Origin of the sequence: Alcaligenes phenolicus, assembly GCF_032063905.1 — a bacterium.
GTDB classification, from domain to species: domain Bacteria; phylum Pseudomonadota; class Gammaproteobacteria; order Burkholderiales; family Burkholderiaceae_B; genus Alcaligenes; species Alcaligenes phenolicus.
In genome coordinates this window covers 62,101-88,299 of record NZ_DAMBOE010000005.1, presented here as the reverse complement: position 1 = coordinate 88,299, position 26,199 = coordinate 62,101, and the positions used below count along the sequence as shown (strand labels likewise).

The window sequence follows — 26,199 nt, the reverse complement described above, 5'->3', positions numbered from 1 at the left end:
GCTCAGGCCTCCTGACGTTTTTTCAGGTGATTCGTGTTCACGCAGGCCGGGTTTTCCAACGCAGCCAGAGCAACCGTCTTCAGCTCACCGCGCTGAATCTTGTTGGTCGAAGTCAGCGGCAGAGCATCCACAAACAGGACGTAGCCGGGCACTTTGAAGTAGGCCAGCTGGGTCAGACCCCACTGCACCATCTCCTGGGCAGCCTGTTCGCGCTGTTCCTGGGTTTCGATTGGGTTGTGCGGCACCACCAGCGCCATCACTTCGTCGCCACGGATGGCGTCGGGCACAGCGGCAACCGCAATGGAGCGCACCAGCGGGTGCTGCTGCATGATGTTTTCCACTTCCACGGCAGCGATGTTCTCGCCACTGCGACGGATCACGTTCTTTTTGCGGTCCACAAAGTGCAGATAGCCTTGTTCGTCGCGGCAAACAATGTCGCCCGTGTGGAACCAGCCGCCTTCCCAGGCTTCGTCGGTTGCTGCCGGGTCTTTCCAGTAGCCGGAGAAAAAGCCATAGCGTGGGTTATCACCCGCCGAGCGCACCAGCAATTCGCCGTTTTCACCGGCTTGAGCGGGCTCGCCATCGTCCTTGCGCAACAGCACTTCCACCACAGGCATTTCCTTGCCAAAGCAGGAAGTGCCGATAAAGCGTGGCTCGTGATTGGCGATGATGCTGGCACCCGCGCCGGTTTCTGTCATGGCCCAGGCTTCCAGCAGAGGGAAACCAAAGCGCTCTTCAAAAATAGGATGCAGACCACGGTCCACACCAGCGCCAAAACCAAAGCGCACATTGTGTTGACGGTCTTTTTCGCTGGCCTCGGCCTTCATCAGAATGGCAGGCATCACACCCAGGTAATGCACCACGGTCGCGCCGGATTCGCGCACCGAATCCCACCAGCTACGTGGGTGGAAACGGTCCAGGGAGATCAGGCAACCGCCGGTCTTGACCATGGCCATGGTCGAGCAGGCCATGGCATTCATGTGGAACAAGGGCAACGGAGTCAGCATGCGCTCTTTGCCATGCTCCAGCGAAGCCAGACCACCAATGTCGCGGTACCACTCACCGGCGTAATGGAAGTACTGGTTGGACAACATGCAGCCCTTGGGGCGGCCGGTAGTGCCGGAGGTGTACAACAGAGCACATTCACTGTGTTCGTCAGGAATGTCACAGGAGCGGGCGGCGGCGCGGCTTACCATGGGTGGCACATCGCCGTCGGCCATGATGGCAAAGGGCTGGCCTGCACGCTGAGCCGCTTCCACCAGATCCTGGTGACGGCTGGGCAGGGCAATGGCCATGATCATTTCCGAATGGCCGATCAGGTATTCCAGCTCGGCAGCGCGCAGATCAGGATTGATTGGCACAATCGACACGCCCAGGCTGTTCAGTGCGAACCAGTGCAGGAAGAACACGGGGCGGTTCTCCAGCAGGATGCCGACGCGGTGGCCGTGGCCGTAGCCAGCAGCGGCGTAACCGGCGCGCAAGGCGTCGATACGCTCCAGAGCCTGACCGTAAGTCAGCTCGCCCGCTTCAATACCGTAGATCTCGGCGGTCTCAGGCAGGGTACATACAAATGGCTTGTCGCCCCATTTCTGGGCGGTGTCTCGAAAAGCCTGGTAGACCGTGGTGTTGGCCATCAAAAATTCTCCTGTCCTGTCACATAAACAACTGGATATTGCCGAAAGGCGCGTCGCAATTGAGCAGATCCACCCGTTTCAGACGGATCTTCAAGGCGTCGTCCTGGCGCACCAGGGTGTAGGTATTCCAACCCACATAGATGTCTTGGTTGTCGCCGCGCGTTTCCGTGTAGTGGAAGGCGCAACGCACGGTGTATTCGCCTTTTTCCTCGTCCATGCTTTCCACAGTGGGTTGCTGGAGCAGGTGATGGCTGCGGCTCTTGGGCTGCTGGGAAAAGGTACGGCGGCCTGCCAGACGTTCCACACGGATACGCAGCAAGAGCTTGTCCTCGTGCATCAGGGACGCGTGCAAACGGGCGTCCTGCTGATCGTGCACCAGAGGCATCCAGTAGTAGCCATCCTCGGTAAACAGGTCGAGCCATTGCTCGTAGCGCTGCTCATCCAGCAGGCGGGCTTCCGCATACACAAAATCGACAAGGGCCTGACGGCTGATTTCGCTCATGGTTATTCCTCTTCTTGTTTAGCCTGCTGCTCGGGCAGCATGAACTTCAGCCAGGCACGGAACTGGGCGCGCATCTGCATTTCGCTGGTGCCGTTGATCACCACGTTCTTTTGCTGGTCTTCGTCTTTTTCTACCAGGCGGGCCAGGTTCATCCAGTCGCGACCACGCGACTGCAAACCGTGCTGGGCGCGCTCGTACATTTCCAGGTCATCGTGGCCGACCATGGAGGTCGGTGCGTTGATCAGGCGGTTGTACATCAGGGTACGCTCCAGGAAGGTGTCAGGTGCACCCACCAGGCGGAAGGTCCAGGATTCCACCAGGGTTTTGTCAGCGGCCAGCGGCTTGAACAAACGCAAGGTCTGGATCGGGCCCTTGACCATGATGTTGGGGAAGTAACAGGTGTTGTGACGCGTATCGCCCAAAATGGCTTTGGCGCGCTCTTCACCATAGGCTTCGACCATCTGGTCCCAGTAACCCGGAATTTCGGAGTAATCAGCGTGAATGGAATTGCTCACGCCGGTATGGCCGTGACCGTTTTCCCACACGCGAATGCCCATGCCTTCGTAGAACTCGTAAGGTGACATGAAGGGGGCAAACAATTCAACGGCCATGGGCTTGGGCGTACCCGGAGGGGCCGCTTCCCAGGCTTTCACAGCGGTACCCGCCGAGGACTCGTGCGCCACCATGGGGTGACAGGTATCGGTCTGGTTATCGACCAGCATTTTCCAGTTGCACTGGTGCATGTAACGCATCACGCCACCGGCCACTTCCAGACGGCCTTCGGGGGAGCGATCCACCATATTGTCGATGGTGCTCAGGGACTCGCCAAAGAATTCCTCAAAGCCAATGCCTTCATCGGCCAGTCGACAGAACACGAAATCGCGGTACACCTTGACGTTCTGTACTGCGGCCATGCCCTTGCTGCCTTCGGTGCATTCAAAGCCGGTGTTCTCGTAGCCTTTTTTCAAAGGGATGGACAACAGGGAGCCGTCCGTCTTGAACGTCCAGGCGTGGTAGGGGCAACGGAAGAACTTGCCCGTGTTGCCACAGGTCTCGCCCGCCACTTGCACACCTTTGTGCGGGCAGCGGTTGTAGAGCACACGGATGCTGTCATCGGTATGGCGCACCATGATGACCGATTCAGTACCGACCGTCGTGGTGTAGAAGTCGCCTTTATTGGGCACCTGGCTGGCATGGCCAACGTAGACCCAGGTATTGACGAACAACTGCTCCATCTCCAGTTCAAACAGCTCCTGGTTGATGTACAAATCCTTGTGGACCTCGGCCTCGCGTACCAATTCGCGGATAGCCTGGGGATTATCACGATACTTTTCCATCATGTTCTCCGTCGCCCTTGGGCTTATAGATCCAGCACCAGACGCGGGGTCTTGGCGCGGGAAATACAGATCTGGATGACCTTGTTGCTGGCTTTTTCCGAGTCGCTCAGGAAGTAGTCGCGGTGGTCAACCTCGCCTTCGATCACATCACAGGTACAGACGCCGCACTCGCCGCGCTTGCAGTCGATCATGGGGTCCAGGCCCTGCTCTTCCATCACGTCCACAATGGTCTTGTCCGCGGGAATTTGCAGGGTCACGCCGGTCTGGCGCAGTTCCACTTCAAAAGGCTGGTCGCCTTCCTGGGGAGCAGCCGTCACGAACAGCTCGAAGTGCACATGGTCAGTAGGCCAGCCGCGTTGCTTGCAGGCTTCGATCACGGCATCAATCATGCCTTTGGGGCCGCAGACGTAAATGTGCTGGTCTTTGGACAGACCGTCGAGCAGGGTATTCAGGCAGAAACGGCCTTCGCTGTCGTCCGCATAGTGACGCAGGGCCGGGCCGGACAGGGCGCTCAGCTCGTCCAGAAAGGCCAACTGTTCCACACTGCGACCGGCATAGTGCAGCTGATAAGGGCGGCCCTGGTGATGCAAAGCAGCGGCCATGCTGGCAATGGGGGTGATACCGATACCACCGGCAATCAGCACGGTTTCGGTTTCGCCTTCAGCGGCAGCATGCAAGGGGAAATCATTCTTGGGGCCAGCCACGCGCAGCGTATCGCCTACTTTCAGGCTGTGCATGAAGCGCGAACCACCCGAGCTGTTGTCTTCCAGGCGCACGCCCAGACGGTAACAGGTCGGGCCCTGTGCCGTGTCGGCGTCCAGCGAAATCAGGGAATAGCAGCGGTGATCGTTCAGATCAGGAATCTGTACCTGCAGGTGCGAACCCGGCGCAAACGCGGGCAGGGAACCAGCTTGGGCAGGCTCCAGCGTAAAACTGCGAATCAGCGGGGATGCGTTCTGGATGTCCCGGATAACGAGTTCAAAAGTATCCATCATGTGCCTACCATTGAGCATGACTACATCAATTACCCAGCCAAAAAGGCCAAGCCGTGGCATGATGTAGCGCCGCAGGGGGCAATGGGACGGTATCGCGTAACCTGAAAAAGGCTGCGTAAGGCTCGTCTACTGTCTCCGCTAAAACCGGCTGCCTGACACCAAGACTGGCTGTATGGCTGGATCTCTATTCATTCTTTTGTGAATTTATTTTATTGATGAATAGTTTACGGATAAATATATACTGCCGAATATAATGGAAAACCACTAGGTGAGAAAACAGCATCGCTCAGACACGATAACGACTATCTGGCAAGCTGTCAGCACCGTCTGTACTCACCCCGCAGTTTATCGATAGAACGTTCAAGATGAACAAAATATGAATGCCGTTTTCAGATTCTGTTCACAGCACCTTGCGCATAATCAGGCCGTCTAACACAGACAAACCCAAGTTTTCTTACCGCAAGGAGTTTTACGATGAAACGTTCAACATTGATCTGCGCAGTCATTATGGGCGCTACGGGTGTTTTAGGCGGCACTGCTGCCATGGCACAAAAACCGGCTCCCGCCCCTCATGCCGCTACGGCTCAAACGGCACCCGCCGCACACGCAACGACCCCTAAAGCCAGCGCAGCCACGACTCACCAGGCACCGGCCACTCACAAGAAAACTTCCCCCACCCACGCACCCAAACGCTGAATGGATGACAGACCTGCTTTGAACGACACTCTATCCATATCGGGTCAGGCTTTGCCTGACCCTTTTTTTTGCTTTGCCGACTCGGCTCTCGTGCTTACTGAGCAACTAGTGCGACCACGCGCAATGGGCTGCCGGAACCGCCTTCAATCTTCAACGGGGCCGACATGATCAGTGCACCTTGAGGGGGCAGCTGATCTAGGTTGCACAGGCACTGCAGACCGTAACGGTTGGCACCGTGCATCAGGGTGTGGCAAGGGTAGCCAATGGGCCAGGAGTAGGATTGGCCAGCGTCGGTGTTGATGGTTTCAACGCCAAAACCGTGAACCTTGCGCTCGTGAATCATCCACTCTACCGCTTCCTGAGCTGGGCCAGGCGTATGAGCACCGTCTTCACGCATGTTCAGGAAGGCCTCGGCGTCGTTCACGCGTTTGGACCAATCGGTGCGAAACAGGACCCAGGCGCCTTCAGGGATACGGCCATGCTTGGCTTCCCAGTTCAACAGGAACTCGGAGGTCAAAATGAAGTCTTCGTTCTGGGCCACTTCAGCGGAAGCATCAACCACCACGGCAGGGCGCAGGAAGTTGTCGACTGGAATAGTGTCGACCGTGTTGTCTGGATGGTCCTTGCCGGAAATCCAGTGCGCAGGCGCGTCAAAGTGGGTACCGGTGTGTTCGCCACAGGTGAAGTTGTTCCAGTACCAGCCTGGGCCGTTCTCGTCGTATTGGCTGATGCGCTCAATCGAGAAACCGGCAGTCTGGCCAAATTGGGGGGGCAGTTGCAAGGCGGGGAAGCTGGGAGACAGAGTCTGGGTCAGGTCCACGAAACGGACCTGCTTGCTGTCGATCGCCTGGATAAAGGCTGCCAATGGGTTCTTGTCGCTCATTTCATCTCCTACTTGGGTCTTATGTCGTCATTATCGTTGCCTGCCCTGCATGGCGCAGGATAGGGACCAGCCGTTAACACAGCCCGCTCCTTCAGGCCCGGCACCGCCTTCTTTACAAAGGCAGCTTGCATCTTGGACCGCTGCGGCAAGGCCACGGCGGTTTTTTTGAGCAGGTCACTTGAGCAAAGAGACCCGTCAAAAAACGGCCCCAATCCACTGGGGGAAAGGGACCGTCTTGAACCCTCTTACACTTCCTTGTCGTCCAGAACGGAGAACTCGGCAGGATTCAGGTCTGGCTGGGACGCTGCGTCGCCTTCGTAAAAGCGGGCAGGCGTCAAAGCCTTGCGGTTCACACGCAGGTCAAACACGTCAAAACGGTTGTAGTGACCGGTGATGTCGTGCATTTGACGTGGCTGGATGCAGCGCGACAGATCGATGTCGGCGTAGGCAATGCCTTCCTTGTCGATCAGTGCTTCACCCTGAACGCGGCCATCGGGGCCAATAATGCCCGAGAACGCGCTGTTGGGACGGGCCAGCAGATCACGTGCTTCAGGATGGCTGGCCGACATGGCTTCGATGATTTCCTCGGAAACCGTCGAGCAAGCCACCACCGTAAATACCTTGCCTTCAAAGCAGTGAGCAGCGGCACGCAGGCGAATCGCTTCAGCCATGTCGTAGTCTTTTGGTGCCACGGGCAAGGCGATGTAGCTGGCAACGTGGACCAGTTCACCTTGCGACAACAGGCTGAAACGAGCCAGCGTGTTGGTGTTTTCACCGCAAGCCAAGGCACCCAGAGGGCCGATGGTGGTGTCATGCACACGCATCGAGGACGCATCACCGTTGGCCCAGGTCAGCTTTTCAGCCCAGGTGGGAACCAGTTTGCGGTGACGGCCCAGAATGCGGCCGTCCGCGCCGATGGTGACCAGCGTGTTGTAAATGGTGCCGATGCCAACGGGACTGCGCTCGTTCACACCCAACACCACGTTGACCTTGCGCTGACGACAAACTTGCGCAACCTTCTGGATCTCGGGACCGGGCACTTCGATGGCCGATTTGCACAGGCGCTCGAACCACGGGCTGCCGTCGATCGGGTTCATCACCCAGCTCCAGTAGGGGTAACCGGAGACGAACACCTCGGGAAAGGCGATCAGCTCGGCACCGTTGTCGGCTGCTTCATTGATCAGACGACATACTTTTTCGATGGTCGCATTCGTGTCCAGGAACACAGGCGCTGCCTGAACGGCGGCGGCCTTGAACTGACGCAATTCCAGCATCATGCTCTCCTTTACTTAGTTTTGGGGGGTCACGTCCACGATGGGGTGACGCAATTCGCCGATGCCTTCAACCACAGCGTGCACCACGTCACCAGGCCACATCCACTCTTGAGGATCACGGCCAGCGCCCACGCCTTCCGGGGTACCGGTAGCGATGATGTCACCGGGTTCCAGCGTGATACCGGCGCTGATGTCAGCGATCAGGTCGTTCACGTTGAACAGCATGTGCTTGGTGTTGGAGCTTTGCTTGGTCACACCGTTCAGAGTCAGGCTCAGGTTCAGGTTGTGAGGATCGGTCAGCTCGTCAGCAGTCACGATAACGGGACCGAAAGGAGCGTAGGTGTCCTGGCCTTTGGAGTAGATCCACTGACCGGCACGACGGCAGTCGCGGGCGCTCACGTCGATCATGACGGAGTAACCGAACACGTACTTCAGGGCGTCTTCTTTGGCCACGCGCTGAGCACGGGTGCCCATGATCACGGCCAGTTCAACTTCCCAGTCCATTTGCTGAGTGATGTTCTTGTTGTGCTCGATGGCATCGCCAGGGCCAACCACGGTGGTTGGTGGCTTGGAGAAAATCACGGGCTGTTTGGGCAGCTCTTTGGAGGTGTCCAGAGTGCGGCTGGATTCGGCCACGTGTTCCACGTAGTTCAGGCCGATACCAAAGATGTTCTTGCGTGGGCGTGGGATAGGAGCCAACAGCTTGACGTTGGCCAGGGGCAGTGCCACACCAAAAGGCATATCGTCGGCGTAGGTTTCCAGCAAGCGAGCCGTGGAGGTCACAGCGGCTGGGCCCAGGTCGATGAAATCGAGCATATTGTCAGGCAGCATGTGGCCTGTGGCGTCGCCCAGGTAACCCAGGTCAACCACCAGATCGCCCACAATGGCACCCAGGCGGCCAGCGGCAGCAACTTCACTACGGTACGTTACAAGACGCATTTCTATCTCCAGATTGGGCCATCTATGCGGATGGCTTAAGTAAATCAGGTCAGCCTGCCGTGGCAGGCTGTTCATATAGCTTAATTAAGTAGTCTTACAGCAAGACTTGATGGCCACCGTTCTCGGCCAGCGCTTCTTCGCGGTACAGATTCAGGGCACGCATCACGGGCAGGTCGTGGAACGAGAACAGGCAAGCGTCCTCGGACGAAGAACCGTTCACGTGCTCGTGGAACATCCAGGATGGTACGCAGAAAATGTCGCGTTCGCGCCAGTCAAAGCGTTTGCCATTGATGATGGAATAACCTTCACCCTTGGCGCATTGGTAAATGATGCTGCCGGTGTGACGGTGGGCCTTGGTGTGCTCGCCAGGGCGCAGCATTTGCATGCTGGCACCGATGGTGGCCATGACAGGACCGCCGGTCAGCGGGTTGATGTAGTCCATGATGACGCCATCAAAGGGGCTGCCGTCCGTAACCTTGGCGTAGGCCGACAAGGCTTCGTAGGTAGGCTCCCACTCGTACTTGAGCAGGGGCGAGTACGGTTTTTGCCAGTCGTGCAAGGTAGGTTTCAGACCACGGCCACCCCAGATACCCACCGCGTCGTTGACGGGGTGCGTAATGGCCTGGGTCAGATCCGGGTGAACCGCGTAGAAACCGGCTTCCAGCGCGTTGACCAGTGGAATGTCCAGACCGTCTTGCCAAATACAAGGCAGGCCGTCGGCTTCCACGCCGTGCTCGTGCCAGCAGCCGTTAGGCGTCAGCACGAAGTCGTTGGCGCCCAAGGTCATCTTGTGGCCGTCCACGATGGTGTAGGCACCACGGCCTTCCATGATGAAACGCAGGGCCGAGGAGGAGTGCGCATGTGCGGAAGCCGCTTCGCCCGGTTTCATGACCTGCAAACCGGAGTACAGCCAGCCCACCGCCGCCGAGACTTCCTGGCGACCGGGGTTGTTCAGGTAAATCACACGACGACCGGCCTTTTCAGGGCTGACCAGATCCACCGAACGCAACACGTAGTCGCGCAGGTCGCGGTAGCGCCACACCACAGGCACGGATTCGGACTTGGGCTCCCAGGGCTCAATCTTGTTCGCCACGGTCCACAGGGCACCGGCTTCAAACTGAGTCAAATCCTGGTAGTACTTCACCAATTCGGGCGTGTCCTCAACATCTGCACGACCGATCACGCTTTCGCGGTGGGTGTCAAAACGTTCTTCCGACATGATGCTGTCTCCTTTCGTGTTTTATGACTTGGCAGGGCCGTCCTGGGCCACTGGCGCACGTTTGATTTGACGCTGCAACCAGTCCTTGCCCCATTCGTACTGAACGGGCCAGGCCAGGTCGGTGTAACCCAGCTCCGCTGCCTGACGTTGTGGCCAGTTCGCGTCGGCCAGAAAGCCACGCGACAGGGCGCACAGGTCAGCACGGCCTGCAGCAATAATGCTGTTGGCGTGATCCGCTTCCATGATCGAGCCCACCGCCATGGTGGCGATACCGGCTTCGTTACGGATACGGTCGGAGAATGGCGTCTGGTACATGCGGCCGTAAATTGGCTGCTGCTCCAGCACCACTTCACCCGAGGACACGTCGATCAGATCGGCACCGGCTTGCTTGAACAGGCGGGCAATTTCCACACCGTCGTCCGCCGTGTTGCCACCTTCGGCCCAGTCTGTTGCCGAGATACGCACCATGATGGGCTTGTTCTCTGGCCAGACGGCACGGATAGCGGCAAACACTTCCAGCGGGTAAGCCATGCGATTTTCCAGACTACCACCAAATTCGTCACTACGCTGATTAGTCAGCGGCGAGATGAAGCTGGACAAGAGGTAACCGTGGGCGGCTTGCAATTCGATGCAGTCAAAACCGGCCTGGTCAGCGCGCTTGGCAGCGGCCACGAATGCATCACGAATTTCGTCCATCTGGGCACGGGTGATCTCGTCAGGCACGGCAGTGACGCCAGCCTGGTAAGGCAGGGCGGAGGCCGACACCAAAGGCCAGTTGCCTTCAGCCAGCGGCTGATTGGCTTTTTCCCAGCCCAGCTGCGTCGAACCGCGACGGCCAGCGTGGCCCAACTGCACACCGATCTTGGCACCCTGTTCATGAGCGAAAGCCACCACAGGTTTCCAGGCATTGGCCTGCTCGTCGTTCCACAGGCCGGTACAACCGGGAGTGACACGACCTTCAGGCGTCACGGCCGTCATCTCAGCCATGATCAGGCCAGCACCACCCATGGCGCGGCTGCCATAATGCACCTGGTGCGTAGCACCGGGCATGCCGTCCTTGGCGCTGTACATCAGCGTGGGCGAGAGCACGACACGGTTCTTCAACTGCATATCGCGCAGCTTGAAGGGCGTGAACATGGGCGATGGGGCCTTTTCACCGTCGGCCAGCTTCAAGCCGGCTTCGGTCGCCATCCAGCGCTCGTATTTTTCCAGCCAGGCCGCGTCACGCATACGCATGTTCTCGTGCGAGATGCGCTGCGAACGGGTCAGCATGGAGTAGGTGAACTGCTCGGGCTTCATATTGGCGTAACGGGCCACGTTCTCGAACCATTCGGTCGAGTTGCGGGCAGCGTTCTGAATGCGCAATACGTCCACGCTACGAGCGGCTTCGTAATCTTTCAGGGCCTCTTCCATGGACTCGTGGTCCATGTGCTGGGCCAGCGTAATGGCATCTTCCAGAGCCAGCTTGGTGCCAGAGCCGATGGAGAAGTGAGCGGTGTGAGCGGCATCGCCCATCAGCACCACAGGAACCTTCTTGCCGGTGCCGTAATCTTGCCAGTGCACCCACTTGTTGCAGATAACGCGTGGAAAGCGGATCCAGATAGCCGAACCGCGCAGGTGAGTCGCGTTACTGATCAGCTTGTTGCCATCCAGGTGGTCAGCAAACAGCTTCTCGCAGTAGGCAATGGCCTCTTCCTGCGACATTTCGCCAATACCGGCTTTCTGCCAGGTCTCTTCAGGCGTTTCCACGATGAACGTGGACAGGCCATCCTGGAAGCGGTAGGCGTGAGCCTGGAACCAGCCGTGTTCGGTTTCAACAAAAATGAAGTTAAAGGCGTCGAACACTTTTTCCGTACCCAGCCACACAAAGCGGCAGTTACGGGTGTCGATATCAGGCTGGAACACATCTTCGTAGCGGGTACGAATGGCGCTGTTGATGCCGTCAGAAGCAATCAGGATATCGGCGTTGTACTTGCGGGCCAGTTCAGCTTCGTCCGTGACCACGGTCTCGAACACCAGCTTGACGCCCACTTCTTCACAGCGAGCCTGCAGGATGTTCAGCAATTTCTTGCGACCAATCCCGATAAAGCCATGACCGCTGGAGCGCACGGCGCTACCTTTGAAATGGCACTCAATGTCGTCCCAGTGGTTGAACGCGTCACCGATGGTCTGCGCGGACACAGGGTCAGCTTCACGCAGGTTTTCCATGGTGGCGTCCGAGAACACCACACCCCAGCCAAAGGTGTCGTACGGTCGGTTGCGCTCGACGACAAAAACCTCGTTCTGAGGGTTCTGCAACTTCATCAGCAAACCGAAATACAAGCCGGCTGGGCCTCCGCCAATACATACGATATTCATGATATGTCCGTATGGTCTGAATACATGCTTCTGAGCATAGTATATTTATTAATAAATATTATACAAGTCAACTATTTAAATCAAAAAAAATACCTGACCTGCACACTGCCTGCTACTACTTCAAACTAGATCAAGCCTTGCTGCTTTCTGGCTGGGCAATCACATACTCTTGCATGGGGTTGCGCAGGAAATCAGGGATAGGAATACCCAGGTGCGTCTCCAGCGAGGTGGTCACCACGGTCTGGCGCACTTGCATACGCAACACACCGTCTTTACCGATGCAGCGCAACAGCAGCTTCAAGGAGCTATTGCCAATGCGTTCCACACCCAGGCTCATCACCACATCATCACCCATACGGCTGATGGACTTGAACTCGGCTTCAATGTGCACCGAAGGCATGCCCACCCGTTTGCTGGCGATCATGTTGTGAAAACCCTCGGGGGTCATGGAGTCGATCCATGCTTCCATCAGGTCGTTAAACATCACAAAGTACTGCGGATAAAAAACGATACCCGCTGGATCGCATTCCGAAAAACGGATGCGATGTTCTTGTTCGTACAGCTTGGAAACCATGTTGTAGACACCTTTTTAGCAAGTGTTTTGTGCGCCTGTTCGTGACGCTATCCGCATCCTGCCTGGTTCACAGGCCTGGCAGGATGCACCTTATGCTAGCTGGCCGCGCTTTGCAGATGAACCCGTAGCAGGCCCAGGTGCTGATGGATGTGCACGACTTCCTCGGTACCCAGCCCTTCAAACATTTCTGCAATCCAGTCGCTGTGGGCCTGGGCCATCGCCTCGAAACTGCTTTTGCCCTTGGGGGTGAGACGCAACACCCAGGCACGTCGGTCGGTGGGGCTGCTCTGGCGAGACACCATGCCCTCGCGGGCCAGCTCGTCAGTCAGTCCGGTAATATTGCCGCCGGTTACCATCAGATAGCGCGACAATTCGCCCATCTTCAGGCCCTGCGGGTAGCGATACAGCTGGGCCATATAGTCGAAACGGGCCAGCGAAATATCAAAATTCTGGCGCAAGCGGCGACGGATTTCGTCTTCGATCTGCTTGGTGCAGGTCAGCATGCGCAACCACAATTTCAGGCTGGCGGGGTCCTTGGGACCGACGCGGCCTTCAAAGCCGGCATCGGCCGGTTCTACCAAAAATTCGAGTGCTGCTTCGCTTTGATTCATATTTTTTCCCCCAAGCTTTGGCTAATCCAGTTTGACCAACAGGCGGGATATTCTTGCTTGAACAAGTGGCCAAGTAGACACGGGATCTCTGGCTTTCAGGGCCTTCTTCGCAGTGCCAATCCGAATTTATATTCTACTATGAATATTTTAGAAATAAAGTATTTGGGGGTATAAAAACGCGTCCTCAAGGGTTTTCACCAAGGCCGCCCGAAAGCGGCCCGGTGTTGCCCTTACACCAGTGCGTACTGGCGCAGTGCAGCCTCCAGCTTGACGCCGTGCTCGTCGGCCAAAGCCGCATCGCGCAGGGCACCCAAAATAGCAGGCGACAAGGTGCTGGGGTTGCGCTCCAGAGCCGACATCACGGTCTGGTAATTACGCAAGCCACGGGCATGGGTATCGCCATATCCTTTGACCAGACGCTGGCACTGAGCAATTTCCAGAGCCAGGGCCGGATGGGCATCGGCAGCCTGTTCGATCTGCTTCAACCAGCCTTCAATGCGCTGCTGCTCGGCCTGGTAACGCAGCGTGCGACGACGCCAGCGCTTGAAGCCCGAGAGCAAGTACAGGGGAATAAAACCACGCACCGAACTGGTTTGAATCACGCGACCGGATTTGGTCTGCGATTTCACCAGCTTGTTGCCCCAGGTAGGACGCATCAACCAACGACCTACACTGGCAAAAGGCAGGATTTCGCTGATTTCTTCCACACGGGGGTGCATGTATTCATTGATCGCCACGATCTGGCCGTCGGCAGCGCGCACTTCTTTATGCACACGGTCAAAACGGCTGGAGCGGGTTTTCAGTTCAGCCACGCGAATGGCGTCCTCGTAAGACATCCACAGCGCCAGGTAGCGGCCGGTTTCGCGGATCAGGGCCACATCGTCAGGGCGGGCAAACTGGCTGATCTTTTTCAGGCGGTCCAGGTAAAGATTTGCGTAAGCCACGTCCTGGAAGTCCAGAACACGGCGCACACCTTCCACCACGATAGGCTGGGCCTGCGCGGGTACTTCGGCACGGACGCGGTCAATCAGCTTGGCCACCGCAGGGTCGCGGGGGGCCAGCGTCGCCATATCAACCGGCTTGTGTTCCGAATCGGCCTTGCCAGCATCGCCTTCAGCGACACGGGCGTAGGCGGCACCAAAAGCCTTCAAGCTGGGCTTGACGCCCACACCACCGCGCTCGATGGTCTGTTCAAACTGCGAGCGGCTAAAGGGCAGCACGCCGGTGCTGGCCAATGCGCCAAACAGCACGGCGGAAATCACGCTGCCCGAATCCTCGGCCGCTTTTTCCATATTGAAGTACACAAATCGCTTGGCAGCCTGGGTTGCATGCGCAATCAGGGCATTGTCGTCCACACGGCCATCGCCCATGGCCGATTTTTCGGCAATGGAATAAACACGGTGAGTCGAAGCGATCAGCGTGGTGCGGTCCTCTGTCACCAGGCCACGTTGTACGGCGCGACCGGCTTCCATCAGTTCGGAGGCCAGCACCACGTCCACGTCACCGGGCATGGGCATCAGAGCCAGTACCGGTTTTTTGCCATCCACAGCAGCCGAGTGCGGGAACAGTTCCACGTAGTAAATCGTGGCACCGGTACGCTGGGCCACGCCCGGCACCGAGGTGGTCTGTGCAAAGTAGCCGTTTTGTTCGCCCAGGTTGACGATCCAGTCGGCCAACACGCCGCCGCCTTCGCCACCCATGGCCAAAATAGCAATCTTGATTGGTTTGATCTGCATGATAAAAATCTCTACGGGTGTGCTTAGAAGGCCAGACGTTCACGACGGGCAGCGTCACGACGCTGCAACCAGCCGATAAAGCCACGGCGAGTTTTTTCGCGGAACTTGTCCCAGCCAGTCGGGTTGCTGACTACTTGTGCACGGTAGAAAGACGGACACAGAATCGCCGCGTGGGAAACCTCACCACACAGACCGCAACCCACACAACTGTTCATCACGTTGGCCACCGGATCCTGACGCAGAGCGTCCGGATTGGGGCGAATCGACAGCGAAGGGCAACCGGACAAGCGGATGCAGGAGTGATCGCCAGTACACGTATCCGGGTCCACACCAAAGCGCTCGCGCACGACGCGTTCGCCTGCAGCCACAGCTTTACGCACCTGGCCTTTCTCGCGGCGCTGACGGTTCAACATACATTCGCTTTGCGCCACCAGCACCTTGGGACCTTTTTCCTTGGTCGTCAGGGCTTCACGCAGGGTGGCCGTCATGGTCTTCAAGTCGTAGGTGCGACGAATCATGCGCAGCCATTCCACACCTACGCCACGCGCGGCTTTCTCGATCAGGTGACCGGTACTGCGCGTTTCGTTCTTGGCCTTGGAGGACAGAATGTCCTGACCACCCGTAGCCGCCGTGTAGCTGTTGTCGATCACAATGGTCAGGTTGTCGCTGCGGTTGAACACGGCGTTGGCAATACCACTGGTCAAACCGTTGTGCCAGAAACCACCGTCACCCATGACCGAGATGGCACGCTTGTCCGAATCCACGTTCAAGGCGGCCGAACCGGCGCCACCCAGGCCGTAACCCATGGTGGTGTTGCCCAGGTTGAAGGGCGGCAGAATGGAGAACAGGTGACAGCCAATGTCGGCCGACACATGGTGCTCGCCCAGCTCGCGCTCCACCAGCTTCAAAGCGGTAAAGATAGGACGCTCGGGACAGCCGGTACAAAACCCTGGCGGACGGGCGTGAACGTTCTCGTCCAGGCTACCCAAGGGTTTGACTTCAGCCGCTTCCACTTCCGCCAGGCTGGCTTGCTCAGCTTTGGGACGCTCCACGGTCTCGACCTTCATCGGGATCACGCGTGGTTTGCGGGCTGGCAGAGGCTCGATGCGCTCGTATTTTTCCATGAAGGCACGCAGGCCTTTCAACATGGTGGCGGTGTTGTATTCACCGGCCAGAGGCAACAGATCCTTGCCGTGCAAGGTCACGTCCACATTGTGACGACGCACGATGTCGGAGATATTCTGTTCCACAAAGTTGGGCTGACCTTCTTCCAGCACCAGCACCGCACGCTTGCCTTCACAGAAGCGGACGATTTCAGATTCGATCAGCGGGTAAGCCACGTTCATCACGTACATCGGCACTTTGGATTCGCCGAACACATCGGCCATATCCAGGTGTTCCAGAGCACGGATCACGGTGTTGTAGCCACCGCCCTGAACGATCAGGCCGACGTCATCGGTGCCATCAGCAAAGAATTCATTCAACTGACGCTCTTCGATGAACTTGACGGCATTAGGCCAGCGCTGTTCGATCTTTTCTTTTTCGTGCAGGAAGCTGGCAGGCGGCAACACAATGCGATTGATGTCGCGTGTGGGCTGCTCCATGGCTTCTTTGATGGTGAACTTGGCGCGGCGGTTATCCGAGGCCACAAACTGACCATGCACGTGACAGGCGCGAATACGCAGCTGCAACATCACGGGGGTGTTGGACGCTTCGGACAGATCAAAGCCGTCTTTTACCGCCTGCACGATACAGGGCAGATTAGGACGCGGGTCCAGCATCCACATTTGCGATTTCATGGCAAAAGCGTGGCTACGCTCCTGCATGATGGACGAGCCTTCACCGTAGTCTTCGCCCACAATGATCAGCGCACCGCCCTTGACCCCACCGGAGGCCAGGTTGGCCAGCGCGTCCGAGGCCACGTTGGTACCCACGGTTGCTTTAAAAGTGATGGCGCCACGCAGCGGGTAGTTAACCGACGCAGCCAGCGTTGCCGCCGCCGTTGCCTCGCTGGCACTGTTTTCAAAACGGATTCCGTTCTCTTGCAGGATGTCCTGGGCATCTGCCAGCACGTCCATCAAGTGCGAGATAGGCGCACCCTGGTAACCGGCCACGTAGGACACGCCCGATTCCAGCAGGGCCTTGGTCACCGCCAGGATGCCTTCGCCACTGAATACGTCTCCATCACCCAGGCGCAGCTTTTTGACTTCTTCGACAAACGATCGCTCAGCCATTTTTCTTTCCTTACTTACCGCTCATTGTGAACATGGTATTTATTTTCATCGGAATATGTTTATATCTCAACATATCCATTCTCATGGTTTTCCCTAGTAAAGTAGCTAAATTATTTGCGACACGCGAGCGGACAGCTTGGTTATAGTGAGCCCTGTTGCTGCCTTGCGGCACCCATTAGCCTGTAATGACAATAAGCACCATGAGCCCCACCGAACACGACACCGTCTTTGTCGAAAACTACCTGCCCGCCTTGTTGGCCCAGGCAAGCCAGCTGATCTCTGCCGAATTCCATGAAGTGGTGCTAAGCAACGGTTTGTCCATTTCCGAATGGCGTGTGCTGTCCACCCTGTCCGGCGCGGGCGAAGTGAGCATCGGCCATCTGGCTCGTATTGCCACCACCAAGCAACCCACCGTCACACGCTTGCTCGATCGCCTGGAAAAGCAAGGTTTGCTGCGCCGCGTGGCCCACGATGTGGACCGTCGCATCACCTTGGTACGCATCACCGAAGAAGGCCAAACGCTGATCTCCGGCCTGATTGCCAAGGCCCGCCTGCACGAGCAGGAAGTGGTGCAGCGCCTGCAACCGCTGGATGTCGGCGCCCTCAAAACCACCTTGCGGCGTCTGATCTCCGAGCAGCACGACTACAACGATCAGTAAAACGCAGCCCGCCCGGCCACACTATCGGTTCTAACCCTGCATGGCGCGGGCTTGGCGTTCTGAACCTGGTCTGTAGCGACTTCCAGATTCAAGAGACACCACACACGCCCCACCTGAACGGGGCGTGTGTGGTGTTTTTTATCCTCTCCAACCTTGAGGCTTCACAGAGCCATAACCGTCAGCAGCCAGGCTACTGATCAGATGTATGGCTCTGCCAGATAGCCCATTACTCAGGCTGAATGCCCAGGGTAGGGATCAGCTCGGAATAGACCTTGGAGTCGTTCTGCACGCGCTCCAGCGTCTGGGCCGGGGTGGTGAAGAACTGGGCCAGACCACGACTCTTGAAGGCCGCCTGCATCTCGGGCGTCTTCAAGGCAGCATCGACCTTTTCCTGAATCTCTTTCACGGTGTCATCCGGCGTGGTGCCGGGGGCAAACAGCGCAAAAGTCGTTGTTGGAATGCTGTTGGCATGGCCGCCTGCTTCCTGCACCGTCGGCACACTTGGCAGCAGTTCAGTACGCTTGTCAGCGCCTACCGCCAAGACTCGCACCTTGCCGCCATCTACGTGCTGGGATGCCAGAATGCCACCGACCAGCATGGCATCTGTCTCACCGCCCAGAATGGCGTTTGTCGCCGGGGCCATGCCCTTGTAGGGGATGTAGGTGAAGTTCACCCCTTCTTCACGGGCCAGCAAGCCCATGCCCAGGTGCGTGACGTGTCCACGGCCACCGGTGCCCACATTGGTATCACCATTGGCTTTCTTGGCCTGGGCGATGAATTCCTTGTAGTCCTTGGCCGGGAAATCATTACGCACCAGCAGATACAGGTTCACGCCCGCGACTGTGGTGACCGGCTTCAGGTCCTTTTCCCATTTGTAGGGCAGGTTGCTGTAAAGCAGCGGGTTGGTCGATACCGCCAGGCTATCGACCATCAGCAGGGCCGAGCCGTCCCCCTTGGCTTTGGCGATATTGTCAGTACCGATAATGGCGTTGGCGCCCGGACGGTTCTCGATCACAAAGACCTTGCCGGTGGCCTTGTTCAGATGCACACCCAGATCGCGGGCCAGAATGTCAGGCTCGGTGCCGGGTGGGTAGGGGACCACAATACGCACCTGGTCCGTAGTCGGCCAGGCGGCTTGAGCCATCATCGGGGCCAAAGCACCCACACCTGCCAACAACAGGGCCAGCGTCGTATTTTTAAGCTGCTTCATTGTCCACTCCTTATCGTTATTGATTGCGGCCCGCCACCGACTGGTAGCCCCCCGCAGCGCATTTACCATCGTCCAATCAAGATATTCATCATGCGCTCGTGCGCATTGGTACGATCCTCTACCGCAGCCCAGCTCTCGCTGGCACGCCCTTTCAGGGTGTCATGCCAGTCCAGCAGGCCTTCTTTCATCCGCCGACAAACCGCTGCATACGCCGGATCTGCGCCCAGGTCGTGCAGCTCGTCAGGGTCTTGCTTCAAGTCGAGTAATTGTGGCCGGTAGCCTTGCCAATGTATGTATTTATAGTCGCTATCGCGCAGCATCAGGCCACGACATTCATCCACACCACGGCCCAGAATCTGGCGGGCTTCCCGATAGGCGTAATCCAGGCTGGCCACGGTGTACTCACGCGCCCAATCGGACTGGCCGTGCAACAAGGGAATCAGCGAACGGCCTTCCACCCGGTGTTCCTGGGCGGGCAGGTGCAAGGCATCCAGAATCGTGGGGGTGACATCCACGCACTCGACAAAGGCATCACTGCTTTGACCACGTGTGGCATTCGCTGAAGTCCGTGGATCAACCACGATCAGCGGGACGCGTATGGCGTTTTCAAAGAAATACTCTTTCTCGCCCAGCCAGTGGTCGCCCAGCAAATCGCCGTGATCGGAACTGAAAATGATCAGGGTGTCTTTCAGTCGGTCTTGCTGTGCCAGCATGTCCAGCAAACGGCCGACTTCATCGTCGATCTGTTGAACCAGGCCCATATAGACAGGCTTGATCGTGCGCCAGACCTCGTCTTGGGCAAAGGACTGGGACTCTTCATGCTGCTGATAGGCCGCATGCACGGGGTGTGCATTCTGGCGCTCGTGCTCTGCACGCAAGGGCGTACAGGCGTCTTCCGCGCCAAAGCAATCGTGGTAGGGCGCTGGCGCTTTATAAGGCCAGTGCGGTTTGATGAAAGACAGATGCAAGGCCCAGGGCTCTTCGCCTTTGGCTGTGATGAAATCCATGGCCCGCTGGGTAAAGTAGGCGGTTTCCGAATCCTGCGCCTGTACCCGTGCTGGCAGGCTGGCATTACGCATGTACCAACCGGAGGCAAACTGACCCTGGGCATCCTGGCTGCCGATCACATAGTCTTCCCAGGGACGCTCGCTGTCGTAACCCTGAGCCTGCAAATACTGGCGGTATTCACTATCCGGGCCCATTTCAAAGTGACCGTCGTAGCGTTCAATCGCGGTAAAGCCGCCTTGCCAGAAGCGCTCGGCCGCCTCGGGCTGAACCTGGAAGCGTCGGGCATTGGCGCCAGCCGGGTCCGGCACATGGTGAGTCTTGCCCAGCAGATGGCAGTCTCGCCCGGATTGGGCCAGATAATCGCCCAGATACAGCTCGTCGATGGGGTGGGGAACGCGATTCCAGGTGACCCGGTGCGACAAGGGATAGCGGCCGGTGTAATACGAGGCCCGCGACGGGCCACAGACGGCAGAGTTCACATAGGCACGATCAAAGCGCACACCCATGGCGGCCAGACGATCCAGATTGGGGGTCTTTAATGCTCCCCCAGGGGTATAACAGGACAGGTGGTCTGCACGTAACTGGTCACACATGATGAACAGCACATTCTTGATCTCTAAAGACACCTGACTGGGCTGAGCCTGATCCATGTCCGCCTCAAAAAAAAACCGGGTCCGGGCCCGCGTAGAACCCGACGCCACAAAAGGAGTAGGCCATGTGTAAGCAAATGCATAACAGACCCGCTTATGCCTCAGATTATTACCGCAGTCTGAGAATAATTTTCGAATAATCTGATGGTTTAGGTATAAACCAGTAGACTCGGCCAATGCCCAATGTTGCGCTCCACTGACACGGCGCGGCATGGTTAGAATAGAGAACCAACAACTCCGCTTCTACGAGGGCACATGAATAGTCTAAGACGCATGCTGCAAATTCTGGACTTGTACGGTGCAGACACTCCGGTTCTGGATGTGGAAACCATCTGCGCTCGCTTGAATTACCCTCCCGCGACAACCTATCGCTACCTGAAAGAGTTATGCACTAGCGGCCTGCTGATACGCAGTCCCGAAGGTTACGCGCCGGGGCCCCGGTTTATAGAAATGGATCTGCTGATCCGCGAATTTGATCCGCTGGTCAGCCGTTGCCGCCCCTTGCTGCGTTCGCTGGTCGAGCAGACCGGACTGGATGTCCTGATCGGCCAGCAATATGGCGAACGCATATTGACCACCCATCAGGAAACCGGGCCGGAGCGTTTCGAGCTGCTGTTTGGCCGGGGCCGCACCATGGATATGTTCCGCAGCTCCACAGCCCGTATCGTCACGGCTTACCTGCCCACCCGCCATCTGCGCCGCTTGTACGAGAAAAACCAGGAAATTGATTATGTACAGCGCCTGGGCAAGGAGTGGCCGGCATTTTCCGCCCATATGCAGGAACTGCGCCGTGCGGGCTATTGCATCACCAAAGAGCAGATCAATCCGGGCATAGGCGGTATTTCCGCGCCTATTTTTGATGATGCCAAACGTATCTTCGGCAGCCTGACCTTGTTGGGTACGCTGGAACGCTTTGAGGCGATCAGCCCCGAAGCGCTAGCCAACCTGATCCAGCCCGCTGCACGCGCCGTTAGCCGCGCCCTGGCCCAAGTCTGAGGACTGGGTGCCCCCAGGAACCAAGCCGCGCCTGATCAAGCATCAGTTCGCGGCTTTGTCTTGGCCTGTTTCCGCCCTTTCTTTTTCTCCGGCACCACCGCTTTGACCGGTGGGTGGTTAACCACCCCAAACGGAATATGCACGGAAGGCAAAGTCTGCGCGGTAGGAATCAGGTGCGTAGTCTGGTCATCAAAGAAAATATGGGGCTGCAAGACCTCCAGCACCCGACGTTTTTCAATGCCACCCAGAAAGAAGGCCTCGTTCACTTCAATACCCCAGCTGCGGATGGTATTGATGACACGCTCGTGAGCCGGTGCATTGCGTGCCGTCACAATCGCAATCCGCAGACGCGGCACATAGCTGGCATCCTGTTCCTGTCGCCGTTGCTCCACTTCCTGAATGTGCGCCAATTTCAGCAAAAACGCCTGTAACAGGCCGGGATTATGCGGTTTTTGCACCAAACGCACTTCATGCTCGAAAAAGGCCGGCAAACCACCTTCCTGCTGATACACGCGCTCGGACTCGTCGTCCGCGATCACCCCGTCAAAGTCGAAAGCCACGCGAATGGGCTGGTCGTCATACGCATCCTCGTAAGACGAATTCAGAACCTGGCCTGCGGGATAGCCTTGCTGCACCGCCCGGTGCACGTCTTCCTGATTGGCCGACAGGAACAGACTGATAGACAGCGGCTGGATGTAAGGGCTGGGATCACCGCCTTGCAGGAATACCGCCCGCGTAATGTCCAGATCATGATGGCGAATGGAATTCATCACCCGCAAACCTGTATTGGGATCGTTACGGGACAGCAGCACCACCTCGACCAAAGGGTCGTCGGGCGATAAATCATTCAGGGCCAGCAAGCGCCGAATGAAGGAAAAAGCCACGCCCGGCTTCAGGGGCTCATGCTCGCGCGCCAACTGATAGTCGCGATACGCCGCCTCGCCTTGCTCCAGAAAGACCTGATGGGACTGGCTCAGATCAAACAAAGCGCTGGAAGCCAGCCCAATCACCAGCCGTTTCTCCAGGTCATACGCCATGCCCAACTCCCAAAATCCGCAAAAAAAACAGCATACCAAAACGCTAAGCCAGTGCTGGTACTACCCAAGCAGAACAAAGCCTACTAAAGTGCAAACACCATCACCTTCGTGAAAGCTTGTCGCCATGCAACCCTCAAAAATCTATACCCTTGTTCTGGGCAATCCCCATTATTCGTCCTGGTCCTTGCGCCCCTGGTTATTAATGAGCCACTTGGGCATAGACTTTGACGCACGCTGGTTCAATTTTGGCCCTTCCTTCAGCACCCTGGCTTTTCATGAATTGGCCCCGGCAGGCCAAGTACCTGTGCTACATACCAATGGGCAAATCATTTGGGACAGCCTGGCCATTGCCGAATACCTGGCCGAACAGCATCCCGGCGTCTGGCCCATAGACCCTATTGCCCGCGCCTGGGCGCGCAGCGCCAGTGCAGAAATGCACGCCAATTTTTCTTCCTTGCGGAGTCTGTGCCCCTTTGCCGTCGCCCTGCGCGCCCACCACCATCAGCAGGACATGCGTCTGCAAGGCGAGCTGGAGCGCCTGCAAACCATCTGGCAAGAAGGCTTGAGCCGTTTTGGCGGCCCTTTCCTGGCCGGAGAGCGATTCAGCGCCGTCGATGCCTTTTACGCCCCCGTAGTGTTTCGCCTGCAAACCTATGGTCTGAAGCTGGACGAAGCCTGTCAGGACTACATGAACCGCATACTGGAACTGCCTGCCATGCAGCGCTGGCACCAGATGGCCTGTCAGGACACCTGGCGCGACCCGGACCACGAAGCCGAAATCCTGCGTGTGGCTGATATACATCTGGATTTACGCCAGCCAGCCTAGTGTCAGCGAATTGCCATGTCAGTGCAGGCACGAAAGAGTATCCTTGATGGTCCCGAATGATTTCGCTGTCAAGGATTGCGCCGCATGGGCGATACGTACTTTCGCACTACAAACTACCATTTCACCGATCTGGACCCTCAGGCACAGGACGCTTATGTAGGCTCGCTGGCTGAACAAGCCCGAGCCAACAGCGCCTGTTTACGCTTCGATGTATTGCGCAAAGACCAGCCCCCAACACAATGGGTTCTACATGAAAGCTGGCGAGACTCCCAAAGCTGCAAGGACTTTCACGCCAGCGCCCCCGCCCAGACCCTGCAGAAAGCACGGGTCGAACAGAACCTGAACCATCCCGCTCAGCAAAAGGCTGCTGACAAGCCTGCGGCTGCGCGCCCGGCGTGCAAGAAAAGCAAGTGGGACCCCTACGTGTGGATCAGTATCGCCATGTGTATCGGGGTGATGGGCACGGCCCTGGCCAGTCCGCTATACCCGCTGTATCAGGACCGCTGGGACCTGAACGCCAGTCACATTACCCAACTGTACGTGGCCTATATGGCCGCTGGTTTGACGGGCCTGCTGTTTCTGGGCCGCTTGAGCGACATGAAAGGCTTTATGCCCGTGCTGCGTACCGGCCTGATTCTGGTGACCAGCGGCGTAACCCTGTCCGCCTTTGCCTGGGATGTAGGCAGCTTTGTGTTCAGCCGCATCATGATCGGGATGGCCTCCAGCATGATCGTGACCTCAGCCTCCATCGGCCTGGGGCAATTTAACCGGGGCGGAGACGTGCAACGCGCTGCCGCTACCACCTCACTGATGCTGGCCTTTGGTTTTGGCCTGGGCCCGGTCGTGGGCGGCCTGATTGCACAGTGGGTGCCAAATCCACTGCTCTCCAGCTATATCCCCTCCATGGCCCTGGGCGTGCTGGCCATCTATGCCCTGTTTCAGATCAAGCCCATTGCCAGCAAACAGCCTGTGCCGCAAAAGACCAACTGGCGCACCTGGATGCCGCGCCTGACGCTGCCTGCCACCCATCTGCGCCGTCCCTATCTGATTGGCTGTTTGTCCGCCTGTTGCGCCTTTGCCATGTTCAGCCTGTTTGCCTCTCTGGCGCCCAGTTTCATGGCGCAAATGGTGCCTTGGCACGGCCCGGCTACCAGCGGCTTTTCCATCGGGATTATTCTGTTCCTGTCCTCGGGCTTTCAACTGCTGATCCGCCGCTGGCCCGCCAAGCGCAGCGTCATCGTGGGACTGCTGTCCTTCACCCTGGCCTGTATCGCCTTGCTGATCAATCTGTGGGCCAGCTCCTCGCTGCTGTTCATCCTGTGCGTGCTGCTGACCGCCTTTGGCCACGGCCTGTGCATGTACGGCGGCATGTCCATCGTGCAGCGTGTCTCGCCCCCGCATCAACGTGCCGGTCTGACGTCCACCTACCTGATCACCGGCTATCTGGGCGCTATTCTGCCTATTTTGGGCCTGGGCTGGCTGGCCGACCACTTGGGTCTGGACCAGGGCCTGATGATTTTCTGCAGCCTGATCGCCACTGCCGCGCTGATAATTTCCATCATCGCCTACCTGACACCCGTCCTGCACAAGCCCGCCACCGCGGCCTGAGCAGACTCTCCAGCAAGCCGCCGCCCCCTGGCCGCGGCTTGCCGTCCCCGTATATTCCCCTAGTCAATTTCAGCCCCGAACTAGGGTTAGACCTGAAAAAGAAACGCCCCTACCCTCAGTAGAATAAAAGCCGCTCCACACGCTTAGCAGTAATTAGCGACCGGACCAAAGTATTGCCCACAAGAATAAGTAATCCTTATCAAGGAGGCATCATGGCTGTTGCATTAAACAAGCTGTTGGTCAGTCTTACTGCGGCTCTGGCCTGCTCGGTCACCGCACAGGCAGCAGATTACCCGGATCACCCCATCAATATGGTTGTGCCCTTTGCGGCAGGCGGCCCCACGGACAACGTGGCCCGTGCGCTGGCCGAGGCCATGCGTCCCGTTTTGGGCGAGACCATCGTGGTGGAAAACAAAGGCGGGGCAGGTGGCTCCATTGGCACCGCCCAGGTTGCCCGCGCCAAACCGGATGGCTACAACATACTGCTGATGCACATCGGCTTTTCCACCGCTCCTTCGCTGTACAAAAAGCCCGGCTACGACGCCATCAATGGCATGTCCCCCATCGGTCTGGTGGTGGACGTTCCCATGACCATCATTGCCCGCGAGGACTTCCCGCCCAACAACATTCAGGAACTGGTGCAGTACCTGAAGGACAACCAGGACAAGGTTTCGCTAGCTAACGCCGGGATTGGCGCAGCCAGCCACCTGTGCGGCACCATGTTCACCGAAGCACTGGGTATTGAACTGCTGACCGTGCCCTACAAAGGCACCGCCCCGGCCATCGCGGATTTGATGGGCAAGCAGGTGGACATCATGTGTGACCAAACCACCAACACCACCCAGCAAATCAAATCCGGCAAGGTGAAAGTCTATGCGGTGACCAGCCGCGAACGCGTCCCGACCTTCCCGGACGTCCCCACCATGGAGGAATCCGGCTTCAAGGACTTTGAAGTCGGCATCTGGCACGGCATGTGGGCACCGAAAGATACACCCCAGCCTGTCGTGGATACCCTGGTAAAAGCACTTCAGGCCGGCATGGCCGACAAGGACTTCCAAAGCCGCATGGCCACCCTGGGCGCAACAGTCATGGACAAAGAAGCCAACCCGGCTGCCTTGCAAGCCAAGGTGGAGCAACAAGTGCCCCAATGGGCCGCCCTGTTCAAGAAAGTGGGCGTAGAGCCCCAATAAAATTTGTTAGCCCAAAGGCTTTT

Annotated in this window: 22 protein-coding genes; 6 read left to right on the top strand and 16 right to left on the bottom strand. The window is 57.7% G+C overall.

Features of this window, described 5'->3' with window-relative positions; translation table 11 throughout:
* Window positions 1–2: 2 nt before the first annotated feature.
* Genes U2949_RS11830 through U2949_RS11815 form a run of 4 tightly spaced genes read right to left on the bottom strand, consistent with a single transcriptional unit; the run spans window position 3 to window position 4,465 of the window.
* Window positions 3–1,634 (bottom strand): AMP-binding protein, encoded by a 1,632-nt coding sequence (locus tag U2949_RS11830; protein ID WP_021447146.1) that lies wholly within the window; start codon window positions 1,632–1,634, stop codon window positions 3–5.
* Window positions 1,635–1,653: 19 nt separating this feature from the next.
* Entirely contained in the window at window positions 1,654–2,136 is a 483-nt protein-coding gene (locus U2949_RS11825) for an aromatic-ring-hydroxylating dioxygenase subunit beta (RefSeq protein ID WP_321287919.1), read from the bottom strand.
* A gap of 2 nt (window positions 2,137–2,138) precedes the next feature.
* Window positions 2,139–3,473: an aromatic ring-hydroxylating dioxygenase subunit alpha gene (locus U2949_RS11820; protein ID WP_026483930.1), complete on the bottom strand. Its 1,335-nt coding sequence runs from the start codon at window positions 3,471–3,473 to the stop codon at window positions 2,139–2,141.
* A 23-nt stretch (window positions 3,474–3,496) separates the two neighbouring features.
* Complete coding sequence (locus U2949_RS11815; protein ID WP_257723413.1) at window positions 3,497–4,465, bottom strand: PDR/VanB family oxidoreductase; 969 nt, start codon at window positions 4,463–4,465, stop codon at window positions 3,497–3,499.
* A gap of 477 nt (window positions 4,466–4,942) precedes the next feature.
* On the opposite strand from U2949_RS11815, the gene U2949_RS11810 reads away from it, so the two are divergent.
* Window positions 4,943–5,164, top strand: coding sequence for a hypothetical protein (locus tag U2949_RS11810; protein WP_153228672.1), 222 nt, complete (start codon window positions 4,943–4,945; stop codon window positions 5,162–5,164).
* Between the two features lie 94 nt (window positions 5,165–5,258).
* Here the strand turns inward: U2949_RS11810 and U2949_RS11805 are convergent, their stop codons facing one another.
* The 9 genes from U2949_RS11805 to U2949_RS11765 form a co-directional block, all read right to left on the bottom strand.
* Entirely contained in the window at window positions 5,259–6,047 is a 789-nt protein-coding gene (locus tag U2949_RS11805; RefSeq protein WP_009463818.1) for a cyclase family protein, read from the bottom strand.
* A 245-nt stretch (window positions 6,048–6,292) separates the two neighbouring features.
* A complete protein-coding gene (locus U2949_RS11800) occupies window positions 6,293–7,321 on the bottom strand; it encodes a carbon-nitrogen hydrolase family protein (protein WP_042484948.1) in 1,029 nt (342 codons plus the stop codon).
* A 15-nt stretch (window positions 7,322–7,336) separates the two neighbouring features.
* Window positions 7,337–8,260 carry a fumarylacetoacetate hydrolase family protein gene (locus U2949_RS11795; protein WP_009463820.1) on the bottom strand — a complete coding sequence of 308 codons (924 nt, stop codon included), beginning with the start codon at window positions 8,258–8,260 and terminating at the stop codon, window positions 7,337–7,339.
* Between the two features lie 94 nt (window positions 8,261–8,354).
* The gene (locus U2949_RS11790) at window positions 8,355–9,479 is read right to left on the bottom strand and encodes a cupin domain-containing protein (RefSeq protein WP_321287916.1); all 1,125 of its coding nucleotides are present in this window, start codon (window positions 9,477–9,479) and stop codon (window positions 8,355–8,357) included.
* A 21-nt stretch (window positions 9,480–9,500) separates the two neighbouring features.
* Window positions 9,501–11,837: a bifunctional salicylyl-CoA 5-hydroxylase/oxidoreductase gene (locus tag U2949_RS11785; protein WP_321287914.1), complete on the bottom strand. Its 2,337-nt coding sequence runs from the start codon at window positions 11,835–11,837 to the stop codon at window positions 9,501–9,503.
* 130 nt (window positions 11,838–11,967) lie between these two features.
* Complete coding sequence (locus U2949_RS11780) at window positions 11,968–12,411, bottom strand: acyl-CoA thioesterase (RefSeq protein WP_035269363.1); 444 nt, start codon at window positions 12,409–12,411, stop codon at window positions 11,968–11,970.
* 95 nt (window positions 12,412–12,506) lie between these two features.
* Window positions 12,507–13,022, bottom strand: a complete 516-nt coding sequence (locus tag U2949_RS11775) for a MarR family winged helix-turn-helix transcriptional regulator (RefSeq protein ID WP_052362948.1) — start codon at window positions 13,020–13,022, stop codon at window positions 12,507–12,509.
* A 230-nt stretch (window positions 13,023–13,252) separates the two neighbouring features.
* Complete coding sequence (locus U2949_RS11770; protein ID WP_321287912.1) at window positions 13,253–14,758, bottom strand: indolepyruvate oxidoreductase subunit beta family protein; 1,506 nt, start codon at window positions 14,756–14,758, stop codon at window positions 13,253–13,255.
* 23 nt (window positions 14,759–14,781) lie between these two features.
* The gene (locus U2949_RS11765; protein ID WP_026483935.1) at window positions 14,782–16,992 is read right to left on the bottom strand and encodes a thiamine pyrophosphate-dependent enzyme; all 2,211 of its coding nucleotides are present in this window, start codon (window positions 16,990–16,992) and stop codon (window positions 14,782–14,784) included.
* 200 nt (window positions 16,993–17,192) lie between these two features.
* Between U2949_RS11765 and U2949_RS11760 the strand changes: the two genes are divergently transcribed.
* A complete protein-coding gene (locus U2949_RS11760; RefSeq protein ID WP_009463827.1) occupies window positions 17,193–17,651 on the top strand; it encodes a MarR family winged helix-turn-helix transcriptional regulator in 459 nt (152 codons plus the stop codon).
* 226 nt (window positions 17,652–17,877) lie between these two features.
* Here U2949_RS11760 and U2949_RS11755 read toward each other — a convergent pair whose 3' ends face one another.
* Together U2949_RS11755 and U2949_RS11750 are read right to left on the bottom strand one after the other, a co-directional pair.
* Entirely contained in the window at window positions 17,878–18,861 is a 984-nt protein-coding gene (locus U2949_RS11755; protein WP_321287909.1) for a Bug family tripartite tricarboxylate transporter substrate binding protein, read from the bottom strand.
* Between the two features lie 62 nt (window positions 18,862–18,923).
* Complete coding sequence (locus U2949_RS11750; RefSeq protein ID WP_321287908.1) at window positions 18,924–20,519, bottom strand: sulfatase-like hydrolase/transferase; 1,596 nt, start codon at window positions 20,517–20,519, stop codon at window positions 18,924–18,926.
* Between the two features lie 255 nt (window positions 20,520–20,774).
* Between U2949_RS11750 and U2949_RS11745 the strand changes: the two genes are divergently transcribed.
* Window positions 20,775–21,515 (top strand): IclR family transcriptional regulator, encoded by a 741-nt coding sequence (locus U2949_RS11745; RefSeq protein ID WP_026483937.1) that lies wholly within the window; start codon window positions 20,775–20,777, stop codon window positions 21,513–21,515.
* Window positions 21,516–21,550: 35 nt separating this feature from the next.
* Here U2949_RS11745 and U2949_RS11740 read toward each other — a convergent pair whose 3' ends face one another.
* Complete coding sequence (locus U2949_RS11740) at window positions 21,551–22,552, bottom strand: 5'-nucleotidase (RefSeq protein WP_026483938.1); 1,002 nt, start codon at window positions 22,550–22,552, stop codon at window positions 21,551–21,553.
* A gap of 124 nt (window positions 22,553–22,676) precedes the next feature.
* Between U2949_RS11740 and U2949_RS11735 the strand changes: the two genes are divergently transcribed.
* The 3 genes from U2949_RS11735 (at window position 22,677) to U2949_RS11725 (ending at window position 26,176) form a co-directional block, all read left to right on the top strand.
* Complete coding sequence (locus tag U2949_RS11735) at window positions 22,677–23,378, top strand: glutathione S-transferase family protein (RefSeq protein WP_321287906.1); 702 nt, start codon at window positions 22,677–22,679, stop codon at window positions 23,376–23,378.
* 84 nt (window positions 23,379–23,462) lie between these two features.
* Window positions 23,463–24,986, top strand: a complete 1,524-nt coding sequence (locus U2949_RS11730; RefSeq protein ID WP_321287904.1) for an MFS transporter — start codon at window positions 23,463–23,465, stop codon at window positions 24,984–24,986.
* 212 nt (window positions 24,987–25,198) lie between these two features.
* On the top strand, window positions 25,199–26,176 hold the full coding sequence (locus U2949_RS11725; protein ID WP_026483941.1) for a tripartite tricarboxylate transporter substrate binding protein BugD: 978 nt from the start codon (window positions 25,199–25,201) through the stop codon (window positions 26,174–26,176).
* Window positions 26,177–26,199 lie beyond the last annotated feature (23 nt).

Excerpts from the sequence above, each read along its gene's own strand:
- U2949_RS11735 (WP_321287906.1), top strand. The coding sequence starts at position 22,677 with ATGCAACCCTCAAAAATCTATACCCTTGTTCTGGGCAATCCCCATTAT.
- U2949_RS11815 (WP_257723413.1), bottom strand. The coding sequence starts at position 4,465 with ATGGATACTTTTGAACTCGTTATCCGGGACATCCAGAACGCATCCCCG.
- U2949_RS11770 (WP_321287912.1), bottom strand. The coding sequence starts at position 14,758 with ATGCAGATCAAACCAATCAAGATTGCTATTTTGGCCATGGGTGGCGAA.
- U2949_RS11820 (WP_026483930.1), bottom strand. The coding sequence starts at position 3,473 with ATGGAAAAGTATCGTGATAATCCCCAGGCTATCCGCGAATTGGTACGC.
- U2949_RS11730 (WP_321287904.1), top strand. The coding sequence starts at position 23,463 with ATGGGCGATACGTACTTTCGCACTACAAACTACCATTTCACCGATCTG.
- U2949_RS11740 (WP_026483938.1), bottom strand. The coding sequence starts at position 22,552 with ATGGCGTATGACCTGGAGAAACGGCTGGTGATTGGGCTGGCTTCCAGC.
- U2949_RS11745 (WP_026483937.1), top strand. The coding sequence starts at position 20,775 with ATGAATAGTCTAAGACGCATGCTGCAAATTCTGGACTTGTACGGTGCA.
- U2949_RS11750 (WP_321287908.1), bottom strand. The coding sequence starts at position 20,519 with ATGGATCAGGCTCAGCCCAGTCAGGTGTCTTTAGAGATCAAGAATGTG.
- U2949_RS11800 (WP_042484948.1), bottom strand. The coding sequence starts at position 7,321 with ATGCTGGAATTGCGTCAGTTCAAGGCCGCCGCCGTTCAGGCAGCGCCT.
- U2949_RS11755 (WP_321287909.1), bottom strand. The coding sequence starts at position 18,861 with ATGAAGCAGCTTAAAAATACGACGCTGGCCCTGTTGTTGGCAGGTGTG.
- U2949_RS11795 (WP_009463820.1), bottom strand. The coding sequence starts at position 8,260 with ATGCGTCTTGTAACGTACCGTAGTGAAGTTGCTGCCGCTGGCCGCCTG.
- U2949_RS11780 (WP_035269363.1), bottom strand. The coding sequence starts at position 12,411 with ATGGTTTCCAAGCTGTACGAACAAGAACATCGCATCCGTTTTTCGGAA.
- U2949_RS11725 (WP_026483941.1), top strand. The coding sequence starts at position 25,199 with ATGGCTGTTGCATTAAACAAGCTGTTGGTCAGTCTTACTGCGGCTCTG.
- U2949_RS11760 (WP_009463827.1), top strand. The coding sequence starts at position 17,193 with ATGAGCCCCACCGAACACGACACCGTCTTTGTCGAAAACTACCTGCCC.
- U2949_RS11765 (WP_026483935.1), bottom strand. The coding sequence starts at position 16,992 with ATGGCTGAGCGATCGTTTGTCGAAGAAGTCAAAAAGCTGCGCCTGGGT.
- U2949_RS11790 (WP_321287916.1), bottom strand. The coding sequence starts at position 9,479 with ATGTCGGAAGAACGTTTTGACACCCACCGCGAAAGCGTGATCGGTCGT.
- U2949_RS11825 (WP_321287919.1), bottom strand. The coding sequence starts at position 2,136 with ATGAGCGAAATCAGCCGTCAGGCCCTTGTCGATTTTGTGTATGCGGAA.
- U2949_RS11810 (WP_153228672.1), top strand. The coding sequence starts at position 4,943 with ATGAAACGTTCAACATTGATCTGCGCAGTCATTATGGGCGCTACGGGT.
- U2949_RS11830 (WP_021447146.1), bottom strand. The coding sequence starts at position 1,634 with ATGGCCAACACCACGGTCTACCAGGCTTTTCGAGACACCGCCCAGAAA.
- U2949_RS11775 (WP_052362948.1), bottom strand. The coding sequence starts at position 13,022 with ATGAATCAAAGCGAAGCAGCACTCGAATTTTTGGTAGAACCGGCCGAT.
- U2949_RS11805 (WP_009463818.1), bottom strand. The coding sequence starts at position 6,047 with ATGAGCGACAAGAACCCATTGGCAGCCTTTATCCAGGCGATCGACAGC.
- U2949_RS11785 (WP_321287914.1), bottom strand. The coding sequence starts at position 11,837 with ATGAATATCGTATGTATTGGCGGAGGCCCAGCCGGCTTGTATTTCGGT.